Raw genomic sequence first — 12,982 nt, forward strand, 5'->3', positions numbered from 1 at the left:
GCGCCACAACCACGGCCAACAACTCGGCGCGCCACGTGATGCCGCACTTTTATCGAGAGGTTTTTATGCCTGCACAGACATTTGCGTTTCATCTTTCCCCCCGGGGAAAACTGCGTTGGGCGATTGCCAGCCTGTTCCTGATTGCCCACTTGCCCAATGCCCTTGCGGGTGGCGTGGTGGTCGCGCCAGGTCCCGGTGGCACCGCGCAACTGCAAACCCAGGGTGGCGTGCCCATCGTCAATATTGTTGCGCCCAATGGTTCCGGCCTGTCGCACAACCAGTTTCTTGATTACAACGTCGACCGCCAGGGCCTGGTGTTGAACAACGCCTTGCAGGCCGGGCGATCCCAGCTCGCCGGGCAACTGGCAGCCAACCCGCAACTCCAGGGCCAGGCCGCGAGCGTGATCCTCAACGAAGTGATCAGTCGCAACGCCTCGACCCTCAACGGCGCCCAGGAAATCTTCGGCAAATCCGCCGATTACGTGTTGGCCAACCCCAACGGTATTTCGGTGAATGGCGGCAGCTTCATCAACACGCCGAACGCGAATCTGGTGGTCGGTCGTCCCGAATTGAACGACGGCAAGTTGCAAGCCCTGAGCACCCGCGACGCCTCGGGCAATTTGCAGATTCAAGGCGCGGGCCTGCAAAACCGCGAAGGCTCGATCAACCTGATCGCGCCACGCATCGACAGCCAAGGCAGTCTTGCGGCCCGTGATCAACTGAACCTTACGGTCGGGCGCAATCAGGTGGATTACGCCAGCGGCCAGGTGAAAACCGTGGACCCGGCCGGTAACACCGCAGACCAACGCATCGACGCCAGCCTGTTCGGCGCCATGCAGGCCGGACGCATCAACATTGTCAGCACCGCTGAAGGCGCGGGTGTGCGGGTCGGCCCGGTGCAAGTGGCGGGCCGCGATGGCGTGCAGATTCGTTCCGCCGGTGACTTGAGCATCAGCGGCCAAGCGGTTCCGGACAGCCTCGATGTGGTGCGTGCCGGCGTGCGCAGCAGCCAGGGCGATGTTGCTCTGCACAGCGGCAAGGACCTGACCCTGGCCGCCACCGACGTCAGTGGCCGCGACGTCAAACTCGACGCCAAACGCAACCTGACCTTGAGCACCGTCGAAAGCCGCAAGCTGCAGCAAACCCGCGAAAACTGGAACAACAGCACCATCGGCATCACCTGGGAAACCTACGACCGGATCCAGACCGATAGCGATTCGCGCCAGCACGGCAGCCAGATTCTCGCCAGTCGTGATGCTGCGTTGTCGTCCGGTGGCGACACCGAACTCAAGGCGGCCAAGATCGACGCGGCGAACAAACTGAGCGTCCAGAGCGGCGGCGATCTGCGCCTGAACGCCGCCACTGAAAGCCACACCACAACCGACCAGGGCAACCACCGCAAACACCTGTGGAAAGCCGACTGGGACAGCAGCAGCGAAGAACAACGCAGCATCACCAGCCAGTTGAAGGGCGGTAATATTGCCCTGGCTTCGGCGGCGTTGCTGCGTTCCGAAGGCGCTGAGTTGACCAGCAAGGGCGACATCAACCTTGCCGGCAAACAGGTCGACATCACCAGCGCCAGCCGCACCCAGCGCAAGAGTGACAACCGTTATTCCGGCGATCTGGTGGGCGGCGGTTTCTTCGGCAAGACCGGCGATGCCGATCAGGGCAAGACCCAGAACCAGGGCAGCAAGGTCAACGCCGCCGGCAAACTGATCGTCAAGGCCGATGACGTGCGCATCAGCGGCAGCCAGGTGCGCGGCGGTACCGAAGCCAGTGTGATCAGCGACAAGGGTTCGTTGATCATCGATGGCGTGCAGGACACCTCCCACGCCAACAGCCACGACAAGGACAGCAAGTTCTTCGGCATCACCAAGGATGAATCCCGGCAGAACGCCAAGGACAGCACCACGCTGCGCAGCGAGCTGACATCGGACAGCAACCTCAAGCTCAAGAGCGCCAAGGACATCGAAGTGGCCGGCGCCACGGTCAAGGCTGACGGCACCCTGAGCGCGGAAGCGGCGGGGGATGTGAAGGTGCATTCCACCCAGAACACCCGCGAAACCAGCAAGACCACCGAGACCCGCGGCTTCGACGCCTACGCCAAGGAGAATGGCCCGGACGCCGGCCAATACCGCGCCGGGGTGCATTACGAAGACAAACAGCAAACCGTGAGCAGCAACGATGTGAAGCAGCAAGGCTCCAGCCTCAGCGGCGCCACTGTGCAACTGGCGGCGGACGGCGACCTGACGCTCAAAGGCGCCGAGGTCAAAGCCACTAATGGTGACGCGACCCTGACTGGCCAAAACGTCTCGCTGCTGGCCGAGCAGGACAGCCACACCACCTCGACCGATAAAACCAGCACCGGCGGCGGCTTCTACTACACCGGCGGCCTTGATCGTGCGGGCAGTGGCGTCGATTTCGCCCACACCACTTCGCAAGACACCACCGGCAAAACCACGGCGCAAACCACCGGTGTACAGAGCAGCGGCAACCTCAACATCAACACCGGCAAACTCACCACCGAGGGCGCGCGTGTTGATGCCGGCAAAGGGCTGAATGTCGCGGCGGTCGAGGTCGACAACCGGGCCGCGAGCAACACCGACAGCAGCACTCATCAAGAGAGCAACTGGTCCGCTGACATTGGCGCGAACGTCGAGTACAAGGACATCGCCCGGCCCATCGCCGGAGCGGTCAAAGACGTGTGGAACGGCAAGGTGCCGGACAAGGACTCACTGGCCAATCTCGGGCAGCCAAATCTCGGCATCGACCTCGCCATCGGGCATCAGGAGGCGAGCCACACCGAGCAGAACACCAACGCCGTGGTCAGTCAGTACAAGGGCGGCACCGTAGACGTGAAGGTCGACGGCACGTTGCAGGACCAGGGCACGCAGTACCAGGCGAGCGCGGGCAAGGTCAACATCGGCGCCGACTCCCTGGTGGCAAACGCCGCAAGCAACACCCACAGCAGCCGCGATCAGGCACTGGACGCCAAGGCTGATGTGCGGGTCTACACCAAGACCGGTGAGGACGTGAACGTCGCCGCCAGCGGCGCGGGCGGCAGCAGCCAGACCCGCAAGGACAACGCCACCGCCGTGGTCGGCCGCTACGCCGGCAGCGAAGGGGTGAACATCAACCTGCGTGGGAACGGTCAGTTCGAAGGCAGCCATTTCGATGGCGGGCAGGGCGGTGTTTCGATCAAGACTGGCGGTGAGCTGGCGTTGAACCAGGCCAACGACCGGCAGAACAGCGACACCTCAAGCCTGCGTGGTAACGGCTCGCTGAATGTCGGTACGGCACCGGGTACCAACGGCACCAATGTCGATCTGGGGGCGGGTTTCCAGCTTGATCACACTGGCAATCAGACGCGGGACAGTCAGGCTCAGGTAGCGAGCATTCAGGGCAAGGGCCCGGTGCTGTTGAGCAGTGGCGGCGATCAGATCCTACAAGGGACGAAGGTCGACACCATTGGCGGCATCGACCTGAAGGCCGGCGGCAAACTCGACCTGCAAGCGGCGACCGACACGCACACCGCTACCGGCAGCAACCTCGGCGGTGGCCTGAACGTGGGTGGCAGCAAAACCACTACCGAGAAAAGTGCTGATCAGGGTGGCAACCTGAGTGCCAATTTCAATATCGGTCGGGTCAACGAAAACACCCAGACCTTGACCGGTGGCCAGCTCAACAGCCAGGACAAGATTGCCCTCAGCGGCGATGCGATCCATCTGCAAGGCACCCAGGTCAGCGCCCCGAGCGTGAGCCTTGATGCGCAGAAGGGCGGGATCACTCAGGAGCCGGCGCAGTCCACGCAGAACCGCACAAACTGGAATGTCGCGCTCAATGCCGGCGGTAACCTGAGCAACAGCACGCCGACGGTCGTGGATGAAAAGAACGTCGCCACGAGTGATCACGGCTTCAATGCCGGAGCCAAGGTTGGTGTTGATTACTTGCGAGGCACCACTCAGCACAATAGTCAGATCAAGGCTGACAGCGTGGTGTTGAACAGCACGGGGGATGTGCAGTTGAGCGGCGCGCGGATTGATGCGGCGACGGTCAGCGGCACGGTTGGCGGTGACTTGAGCGTGGAAAGTCGTCAGGACAGCCAGACCAGTGCCAAGGTTAATATCGACCTGGGCCTTACCGGCAAGAAAGCCGCGCCTCCCGAGAAGGAAAACGTCGCCAAGGGCGGGACTGACTACAAGCCAACACTGAAGATCGATGGCGGTTACGAGCATAAAGACAGTGTCAGTCAGGCTTCCGGTATCAGTGGCACGCAAGGCGTTAACCTGAACGTCGGCGGCGCCACGCAGCTGACCGGCGCACGGATTGCTTCGACCGAAGGCCGGGTCGATCTGGGCGGCTCGAAAGTCCGTTCCACCGACCTGAGCAACCGCGACTACGGCGTAACGGCCGGTCTCGATCTGCCTGAAAAACCGAAAGCCGAGGGCAGCACACCCGAGGTTTCGCTTGTGGGTGAACACAACGTCAAACTCGGTCCCGTGACAATCGGCGGTCATTACGACAGCCAGTCGCTGCAGGCCGGGATTGATGAGAAAAACATCTAGGCACCCATATCACCCTTGATCGTTCCCACGCTCTGCGTGGGAATGCCTCAATGGACGCTCCGCGTCCGCTTCTGGGACGCGGAGCGTCCCGGGCTGCATTCCCACGCAGAGCGTGGGGACGATCATCCAACAGCGTTATTGAGCAGCCAATCGGGTCTTGCCCGCGTTCAAGGTTTCCAGGCTCGCGAGGTAATCGGCGTCCTACTCGATCAATCCGGCGATCCGTTGCATCAGTTGCGGGCGCTCGGTGACGGCCATTATCGGTCACGGCCCCTCATCAAATGCCTGGCGCGCGGCCTACCCGGCGCGTCTCCTCATCGGCATCGGGGTACAGATCACGTAGGGACGGTGCCGCCGGGGCGAGGTTGAAGCAGATGAATCCGCCCAGTTGTTTGGTGCGTACCTGGGGAATGTCAGGGCGCGGGGCAGGGAGGGGATTGATGGATTGCGACCAGTTGCGCGGGGAAATGATCAAGGATGAGGCCGCGGTTCGCCGCTAAGAAGTCTCTTCTAGTAAAGGCTTTGTCAATCTGATTTTTGAATATTGACTTATCCAGAAGCAAATGCGAAACAGTGGCACTTCTGGGATTTACCCTTGATTCAGATCTGATTTATCCAACAAGGCCATATGGAAGTGAAAATAACATTCATCGCTTTACTGGGAGTTTTATTACCAGTTCAAACATCACTGTCCTTTGCAGATAATCTCAATGGGAAGAACCTCTATTTACAGCGATGTTCCGTGTGCCATGGCGCAGATATCAAGGGAACAGGGCCATTGGCTAATAAGAGCAATCCTCCAACACCTGACCTTACAACCGCCATTTTCAAGCAACGCCTCAATGAATATCCGGGCGTTATCGTGTCGTCGATCATACTGCGCCCCAATGGGGACTTGATTCCAAAAACATTGCGAGAGAATGGTGTAAAGATTCCGCCGCATGCTTGGAGTGTTAATGATTTTCGCGATTTACATGAATACATGAGTGGTGTGATTTCGAAACAACGATGATCTGAGATGAGACGCGAGCACAGGCATCGACCCCCTGAGGAATGATTTGCCGGGCTTAATAGGAAGCATTACTATTCACGCCTTCCTCTCACAGCACACCGCAATGACCCCCAAGCTGCCCCGCACCCACGGCTTTTTCGAGCATTACGAAGAGTTGATCGGCACCTGGACCCGTCGCCTGAGAAATCGTCAGCAGGCCGAGGACCTGGCCCACGACACCTTTGTGCGGGTGCTTGAGTCGGATTCGGCGGCGGTGGAGCAGCCTCGGGCATATTTGCACCAGACCGCGCGCAACATTGCGGTGGATGGTTATCGGCGTGAGGATCGGCGGGGCGCCATGGAGTCCGAGGCGATTGATCACAGTGTGTCGTCGTCCGGCGACCCGGAGCATTTCATGCATGCGATCCAGTTGGCCGATTCCATTGAACGGGCGCTCACCGAGTTGCCGATCAACTGCCGCAAAGTGTTTGTCTGGCAGAAGATCGAAGGCCTGACCCAGGCGGAAATCGCCGAGCGGTTGGGGCTGTCCAAGAACATGGTGGAAAAGTATATGATCCGCACCCTGCGGCACTTGCGTGATCGCCTCGACGGATTGCAGCCATGAGCGGCCGCGCCTTTTCATCAGCGGCCCAACAGGAATTTCCATGATGGATACTCGTGATTGCGCGTGCGGGCAAACAGCGGTTCGCGACGAGGCGGCACGCTGGTTTGTGCGCTTGCAGGAGCCGGCGGTAGACGTCGTGGAACATCGACGCTTCGAGTCCTGGCTGCATGAACATCCTCAGCACCAAGATGAATTTCAATTGCTCCAGGGCTTGTGGACGGCGGCCGACCTGTTGCCGGCCAAGCGTCTGCAAGCCTTGTGCGAAGCGCCACCGGAACGACGCAAACGTCGGCCGCTAGTGCGTTACGCGGTGGCTGCCAGTGTGTTGGCGGTGGCGCTCGGGTTGGGCCTGTTCAGCGGCTTGAATCATCCGACGACCTACACCGCGGAATTTTCCACGGCGTTGGGCGAGCGCCGGCATGTGGCGTTGCCGGACGGTTCGATCATCGACCTCAACAGCCGCAGCCGGGTGCAGGTGCGCTTTGAAAAGAATCGGCGCGGCATCGAGCTGAGTGAAGGCGAGGCGATGTTCAGCGTCGAGCACGACACCCGCCGGCCGTTCGTGGTTGAAACGGGCAACGGCCAGGTCACGGTCACCGGCACCCGCTTCGATGTGCGCCGGGACCTGAGCCAAACCAAGGTCGCGGTGGAGCAGGGCACAGTCAAAGTTCAGGGCTACGGCGCCGATTTCATCAGCCTTACCGCAGGCCTCGGTACGCATATCGATGCCCAGGGCAAAGTGGCTACGGCGTACGCGGTCAACCCGCAGGAACTGACCGCCTGGCGCAGCGGCAAACTGGTGTTCAACAACGCCAGCCTGGCCGAAGTCGCCGCCGAAGTGTCGCGCTATCGCGAGAAGCCGCTGACGGTCAGCAGCGACAAAGTGGGCAATCTGCGCCTGACCAGCGTGTTCAAATCCGACAACACCGACGCGCTGCTCAAGGCCTTGCCGAGCATTCTGCCGGTGGCCGTGCGCACCCTTGCCGACGGCAGTCAGGAAATAATTGCGCGATAGATTCAGGTTTTTTTCGAGTTCTTCGTCTTCTTGTCCAACTGCAACTGGTTTGCATTAACAGCCGCGTATTCTTGCGATCCACAGGACAACGTTCGACGTGAAAAAAACCATCGCTAAAAACAACAAATCACCTTGGCTGCCGCTCGCGCTGGCATTGGCTGTCAGCGCCGCGCTGCCTCAGGCGTTCGCCGCCGATGCCATTCATATCCAGGCCCAGCCGTTGGGCCAGGCCCTGAGTCAGCTCGGCCAGCAAACCTCGCTACAGGTTTTTTTCAGCCCGGAACTGGTCGCCGGCAAACAGGCCCCGGCGGTGGACGGTAATCTTTCGCCGGAACAGGCGCTGCGCCAATTGCTGCAGGGCAGTGGCCTGGAATACCAGATCAATGAAGGCTCGGTGACCCTGACACCCGCGCCGACGGCCGCGTCCAACGGCCCGCTGGAACTGGGCGTGACCGACATCAAGGTGGTTGGTGACTGGCTCGGTGACGCCGACGCCGCCGTGGTGCAAAACCACCCCGGCGCCCGCACCGTGATCCGCCGCGAAGCGATGATCGAGCAGGGCGCAATGAACGTCGGCGACGTGCTGCGCCGTGTCCCTGGCGTGCAAGTGCAGGACGCCAACGGCACCGGCGGCAGCGATATCGCCCTGAACGTCGGCGTACGCGGCCTGACCTCGCGCCTGTCGCCGCGCTCCACGGTGTTGATCGACGGCGTACCGGCCGCGTTTGCCCCGTATGGCCAGCCGCAACTGTCGATGGCACCGATCTCCTCGGGCAACCTCGACAGCATCGACGTGGTGCGCGGCGCCGGTTCCGTGCGTTATGGGCCGCAGAACGTCGGCGGCGTGATCAACTTCGTCACCCGCGCCATCCCGGAGAAAGCCACCGGTGAAATCGGCACCACCCTGGAAACTTCCCAGCACGGCGGCTGGAAACACATCGACACCGCGTTTATCGGCGGCACCGCAGACAACGGCATGGGCGTGGCGCTGTTGTATACCGGGGTCAATGGCAACGGTTACCGCGAAAGCAACAACGGCAACGACATCGACGACGTGATCCTCAAGACCCACTGGGCGCCGACCGACGTTGACGATTTCAGCCTGAATTTCCACTACTACGACGCCAACGCCGACATGCCCGGCGGCCTGACGCAGAAGCAGTACGACGCCAGCCCGTTCCAGTCCGACCGCGACTACGACAACTTCACTGGCCGTCGCAAGGACGTGTCTTTCAAATGGGCGCGGCAGATCGACGACCGCACCCAGGCCGAAGTGCTGACGTATTACACCGACAGTTTCCGTGGCAGCACCATCGCCGCTCGCGACCAGAGAACCCTCAGTTCCTATCCGCGTTCCTACTACACCCTGGGCGTCGAGCCGCGGGTGTCCCATGTATTCGATGTCGGCCCGACCACCCAGGAAGTCAGCGTCGGTTATCGCTACCTCAAAGAAGCGATGCACGAACAATCAAGCCGCGTGGCGCTGGTGAACAACCAACCGGTGATCACCCCGACGTCTGACGGCCATGTGTTCCAGGACCGTACTGGCGGCACCGAAGCCAACTCGGTGTACCTCGACAACAAAATCGACGTCGGCAACTGGACCATCACCCCGGGCATTCGCTTCGAACACATCAGCACCGACTGGCACGACCGCGCCGTCCTCGACACTGCTGGCAAGCGCGTTCCGGAAAAAAACCGCAGCATCGAAAGCAACGAACCGCTGCCGGCCCTGAGTGTGATGTATCACTTGTCCGATGCCTGGAAGCTGTTTGCCAACTACGAAACCTCGTTCGGCAGCCTGCAATATTTCCAGCTTGGCCAGGGCGGTTCGGGTGACAGCACCGCCAACGGCTTGAGCCCGGAAAAGGCCAAGACCTACGAGATCGGTACGCGCTACAACGATGACGTGTGGGGCGGCGAAGTGACGTTGTTTTACATCGATTTCGATGACGAACTGCAATACATCAGCAACGACGTGGGCTGGACCAACCTCGGCGCGACCAAGCACCAGGGTCTGGAAGCGTCGGTGCATTACGACATGTCCGCACTCGACCCACGGCTCGACGGCCTGACCGCCAACGCCGGTTTCACCTACACCCGCGCCACCTATGAAGGCGAGATTCCGGGCTTCAAGGGCCGTGACCTGCCGTTCTATTCGCGCCAGGTGGCCACCGTCGGTTTGCGTTACGACATCGATCGCTGGACCTACAACATCGATGGTTTCGCCCAGTCCAAGCAGCACTCGCCGGGCACTGGGGTGAACGCCGATGGCAGCTTCAACGGCAACTACATCACTGACGGCAGCGCCGATGGGCAGTTCGGCAACATGCCGGGCTATGTGACCTGGAACGTACGTGGCGGCTATGACTTCGGTGCGCAACTGTCGAACCTGAAACTCGGCGCCGGGGTGAAGAACGTGTTTGATCACCAGTACTTCACCCGTTCCAGCGACAACAACTCGGGCATTTACGTGGGTGCGCCGCGCACGTTCTTTGTGCAGGCCAGCGTCGGGTTCTGATAGACCGAGGTGGCTTCATCGCGGGCAAGCCATGCTCCTACAGACAATCAATCCTGTAGGAGCAAGGCTTGCCCGCGATGCTTTTCAAACCTTCAACACCTTCCCGCCAATAGCCACCGCCACCAGCAACACCGCCATCAACCCAAACGCAAAACTCAAACTGCTGCCATGGGCGATAAATCCGATCAGCGCAGGCCCGGCGAGAATCCCTGCGTAGCCGAGGGTGGTAATGGCCGGCACGGCGATGCTTTCCGGCATGACCGTCTGTTTGCCCACTGCGGTGTACAGCACCGGCACGATGTTCGAACACCCCGCGCCGACCAGTGCATAACCCACCAGCGCCGCTTCCCAGGTCGGAGCAAACGTCGCCAGCGCCAGGCCCACAGCGGCCGTCAGCCCACCAAACACCATCACCTTCGTAGCGCCCAGGCGCCGCACAATCGCATCCCCGGTCAAACGCCCGGCGGTCATGGTCAGCGCAAATGCCGCATAACCGAGCCCGGCATACGCCGTGTCGATCCCGCGCTCGGAGGCCAGGAACACCGCGCTCCAGTCGAGTACCGCGCCTTCGGTGAGGAACACGATGAAACACATCATGCCGATAAACAGCACGATGCCATGGGGCACGGCGAACGCCGGACCGGAGCTTTCACTGCCGTAAGGCAAGAGATGCGGCGCCGCTTTCAGCAAGGCCACGATCAGCATCACGATCACCACCAGCGTCGCGCCGAGCGGCGAAACCCCCAGGCCGAGCAAAGCGCTGACACCCGCAGCCCCAACGATCCCGCCCAGGCTGAACAAGCCGTGGAAGCCCGACATCATGGTCTTGCCGCTGGCCCGTTCGACGATCACCGCTTGCAGGTTCACCGTCGAATCCACCGTGCCCAGGCCCGCGCCAAACATGAACAGCGCCGCGATCAACGCCGGAATCGACGACACCGTCGCCAGCAACGGCAGCGCCGCGCAAATCAGCAACACCCCGGCGCTGACCACGCGACGACAGCCAAACCGCGTGGCCAGAATCCCCGCCACCGGCATCGCAATAATCGAGCCCACCCCCAGGCACAACAGCAGCAAGCCGAGGGTCCCTTCGTCCAGCCCGGCCCGCGCCTTGGCATACGGCACCAGTGGCGCCCACGCGGCGATGCCGAAACCGGCGATGAAAAAGGCGATGCGGGTGGACATCTGTTCCAGGCGTCCGGGAACAAAGGCGGCTTGCGTGTTGAGGTTGGTCATATCGATCCTTGGCAAAAAACGTCGCGTACCCAAGGGACAGTGACTTACCGGTCAGGTTCGATCAGCGTCCGCAGCGGTTCGCGGTCAGGCAGGGTGACATCCTTGCACAGCCTGACCCTCCATCGCGAGCGCGGGTGTCACTGTCCTGCGCACAATCGACGAAGCTGTTCGTCTCGCACTTGCAGAATCTCGAACAAACCCAACGCCCGCAGCGCCGGCAAAGCCGAGACAATGTCCTGCTCGGCCTGGCGCCGCAGTTCATCGCTGGCATGCGGATCGGCGAGTACTCGTGCATTGATCAGGAAAGCCCCGACCGTGCCTTTGCGCACGGTGGTGCCGTTGAATTCGCCTTGGTCGAGATGGTCGGGAAGCAGGTCTTCGGCGCGCATAACGGTGACTCCTGTTGAAAGAGTGCTCAGCCTAAAGGGTTGGTTGTGGCTAAACTGCGTCATCCAGGTCATTCGATAACGTAAAACTGCCAATGGTTATGCCGCTGATATCCACCGAACTGGTGCAGTCCTCGACCGCTGCGCCGGTGATTGCCGTCACGCTGGACAGCTCGGTCGAACGCCAAAGCGCGTTGCACCAGCATGCTCGTGGACAATTACTGGGCGCGCGGCGCGGGTTATTGTCGGTGGACGCGGCGGATCACCATTGGGTGGTGCCGGCCACTCATGCGGTGTGGATTCCACCGGACTGCCCGCACGGCTTGCGCTCCCATGGTCCGTTCCATGGCTGGAGCGTCTACGTGGCGGCGCCGGCATGTGCCACGCTACCGCGAGAGCCATGCATCATCGCGACCTCGGGCCTACTGCGCGAAGCCGTAGATCGCGCCGCGACCTGGGACGAGGGCGCGCGGGATCAACGCCGGGAACGGATCGCCCAACTCATCCTCGACGAAATTGCCGCATCGCCCGCCGAGCCGTTCGGTTTGCCGCTGCCCCACGATCCACGATTGCGCCGCATCAGCCAGGCGCAGGTCGATGACCTGGCCGACAACCGCTCGCTGGAGCAATGGGCGCAGTGGGGTGGATTATCGGCGCGAACCCTGGCCCGACGCTTTGTCAGCGAAACCGGCTTCACCTTCAGCCAATGGCGCCAGCGCGCGCGGTTGTTGCGGGCGCTGGAACTGCTGGCGACAGGTGAGCCGGTGACCACCGTTGCGCTGGAGTTGGGGTATGACAATGTCAGCGCGTTTATTGCGATGTTCCGGCGCACGTTTGGGGTGACGCCGGGGCGGTATTTCACTGGGCCTTAAATAGCGTCACTTTGCTGACCTGTTCGCCCTCCACCCACAGATAAAGCAACCCGGACGGCGTCGAATGCTCATGGTCGAAACATTCGACGATCACCGTTTGCGCTGCCGTCGCCTGAACGCCGAAACGTTCCGATTGCTTTAACAGTCGCTTGATGCCCGTGCTGACGGGAATCGGCGGTTTGCCTTGGCGAACCTTTTCGCAAAATACCAGCACAACGGTCCGTGGCGACGGAGCCGGCGGCGACTCCAAGCCCGCGTCATCGAACAGCCGATTGAGTTGATCCGCCGAAGCCACCGCCCTGGGAAACCCGGTGAATGCCGACGCCTGTAACAGCACCTCGACCACCTCGCCGGGGGCGAGCCCCGAGGCCAGTCCGGTCTTGAAATGCACACTCAGCGGCGGTCCGACCATGCCCGCCGCGATAATCGCGGCAAACGACACCGCCTCACGCAGGCGCGGGTCCAGGGCTGGGCGGCTGTGCAAGTGGCCATAAACCACCCCCACCGCCAATTCGCCCAAGGCCGGAACGGTGTGAAACAGCGCATCCAGGCGAGCGCCGCCGTCCGGGACCAGATCAATAAAGGTTTCCCGGCCCTCGTGATACAGCGTGGCCATGGGGGAAGCAGGGTGTTTGTTGCTCATTGTCGCGTCCTCTGCAAAGAGGATGGCGTCTGTTCAACTACGCGCGAACTACGGCATCACAGGGCGTCCATCTCGGTGATTTGTGGGCATCGACGGCATGCGTACGTCGATGATTTCACCTTAGCCAG

At 61.5% G+C, this 12,982-nt stretch carries 9 protein-coding genes; 6 read left to right on the plus strand and 3 right to left on the minus strand.

Going from position 1 to position 12,982, the window contains the following annotated elements; all coding sequences use genetic code 11:
* The first annotated feature begins 65 nt into the window (after positions 1–65).
* The 5 genes from HKK53_RS30760 (at position 66) to HKK53_RS30780 (ending at position 9,717) form a co-directional block, all read left to right on the plus strand.
* Positions 66–4,565: a hemagglutinin repeat-containing protein gene (locus HKK53_RS30760; RefSeq protein ID WP_169374320.1), complete on the plus strand. Its 4,500-nt coding sequence runs from the start codon at positions 66–68 to the stop codon at positions 4,563–4,565.
* Positions 4,566–5,193: 628 nt separating this feature from the next.
* Positions 5,194–5,577 carry a c-type cytochrome gene (locus HKK53_RS30765; RefSeq protein WP_169373865.1) on the plus strand — a complete coding sequence of 128 codons (384 nt, stop codon included), beginning with the start codon at positions 5,194–5,196 and terminating at the stop codon, positions 5,575–5,577.
* A 103-nt stretch (positions 5,578–5,680) separates the two neighbouring features.
* Complete coding sequence (locus HKK53_RS30770) at positions 5,681–6,181, plus strand: sigma-70 family RNA polymerase sigma factor (RefSeq protein ID WP_054617329.1); 501 nt, start codon at positions 5,681–5,683, stop codon at positions 6,179–6,181.
* A gap of 40 nt (positions 6,182–6,221) precedes the next feature.
* The gene (locus HKK53_RS30775; RefSeq protein WP_169373866.1) at positions 6,222–7,196 is read left to right on the plus strand and encodes a FecR family protein; all 975 of its coding nucleotides are present in this window, start codon (positions 6,222–6,224) and stop codon (positions 7,194–7,196) included.
* Between the two features lie 97 nt (positions 7,197–7,293).
* Positions 7,294–9,717: a TonB-dependent siderophore receptor gene (locus HKK53_RS30780; protein WP_169373867.1), complete on the plus strand. Its 2,424-nt coding sequence runs from the start codon at positions 7,294–7,296 to the stop codon at positions 9,715–9,717.
* Positions 9,718–9,801: 84 nt separating this feature from the next.
* Here HKK53_RS30780 and HKK53_RS30785 read toward each other — a convergent pair whose 3' ends face one another.
* Together HKK53_RS30785 and HKK53_RS30790 are read right to left on the minus strand one after the other, a co-directional pair.
* Positions 9,802–10,953 carry an MFS transporter gene (locus tag HKK53_RS30785; protein WP_169373868.1) on the minus strand — a complete coding sequence of 384 codons (1,152 nt, stop codon included), beginning with the start codon at positions 10,951–10,953 and terminating at the stop codon, positions 9,802–9,804.
* A gap of 137 nt (positions 10,954–11,090) precedes the next feature.
* On the minus strand, positions 11,091–11,342 hold the full coding sequence (locus HKK53_RS30790; protein ID WP_169373869.1) for a hypothetical protein: 252 nt from the start codon (positions 11,340–11,342) through the stop codon (positions 11,091–11,093).
* 92 nt (positions 11,343–11,434) lie between these two features.
* Here HKK53_RS30790 and HKK53_RS30795 point away from each other — a divergent pair, with 92 nt between their 5' ends.
* The gene (locus HKK53_RS30795; protein ID WP_169373870.1) at positions 11,435–12,211 is read left to right on the plus strand and encodes an AraC family transcriptional regulator; all 777 of its coding nucleotides are present in this window, start codon (positions 11,435–11,437) and stop codon (positions 12,209–12,211) included.
* Here the strand turns inward: HKK53_RS30795 and HKK53_RS30800 are convergent.
* On the minus strand, positions 12,198–12,854 hold the full coding sequence (locus tag HKK53_RS30800) for a carboxymuconolactone decarboxylase family protein (protein WP_169373871.1): 657 nt from the start codon (positions 12,852–12,854) through the stop codon (positions 12,198–12,200). The two genes, HKK53_RS30795 and HKK53_RS30800, sit on opposite strands and share 14 nt — an antisense overlap.
* Positions 12,855–12,982 lie beyond the last annotated feature (128 nt).

Source organism: Pseudomonas sp. ADAK7, assembly GCF_012935675.1.
In the GTDB taxonomy this organism is placed as follows: domain Bacteria; phylum Pseudomonadota; class Gammaproteobacteria; order Pseudomonadales; family Pseudomonadaceae; genus Aquipseudomonas.

What these genes read in the sequence shown, in the direction of transcription:
- HKK53_RS30785 (WP_169373868.1), bottom strand. Translation starts at nt 10,953, where the DNA reads ATGACCAACCTCAACACGCAAGCCGCCTTTGTTCCCGGACGCCTGGAA.
- HKK53_RS30765 (WP_169373865.1), top strand. Translation starts at nt 5,194, where the DNA reads ATGGAAGTGAAAATAACATTCATCGCTTTACTGGGAGTTTTATTACCA.
- HKK53_RS30770 (WP_054617329.1), top strand. Translation starts at nt 5,681, where the DNA reads ATGACCCCCAAGCTGCCCCGCACCCACGGCTTTTTCGAGCATTACGAA.
- HKK53_RS30790 (WP_169373869.1), bottom strand. Translation starts at nt 11,342, where the DNA reads ATGCGCGCCGAAGACCTGCTTCCCGACCATCTCGACCAAGGCGAATTC.
- HKK53_RS30760 (WP_169374320.1), top strand. Translation starts at nt 66, where the DNA reads ATGCCTGCACAGACATTTGCGTTTCATCTTTCCCCCCGGGGAAAACTG.
- HKK53_RS30775 (WP_169373866.1), top strand. Translation starts at nt 6,222, where the DNA reads ATGATGGATACTCGTGATTGCGCGTGCGGGCAAACAGCGGTTCGCGAC.
- HKK53_RS30800 (WP_169373871.1), bottom strand. Translation starts at nt 12,854, where the DNA reads ATGAGCAACAAACACCCTGCTTCCCCCATGGCCACGCTGTATCACGAG.
- HKK53_RS30795 (WP_169373870.1), top strand. Translation starts at nt 11,435, where the DNA reads ATGGTTATGCCGCTGATATCCACCGAACTGGTGCAGTCCTCGACCGCT.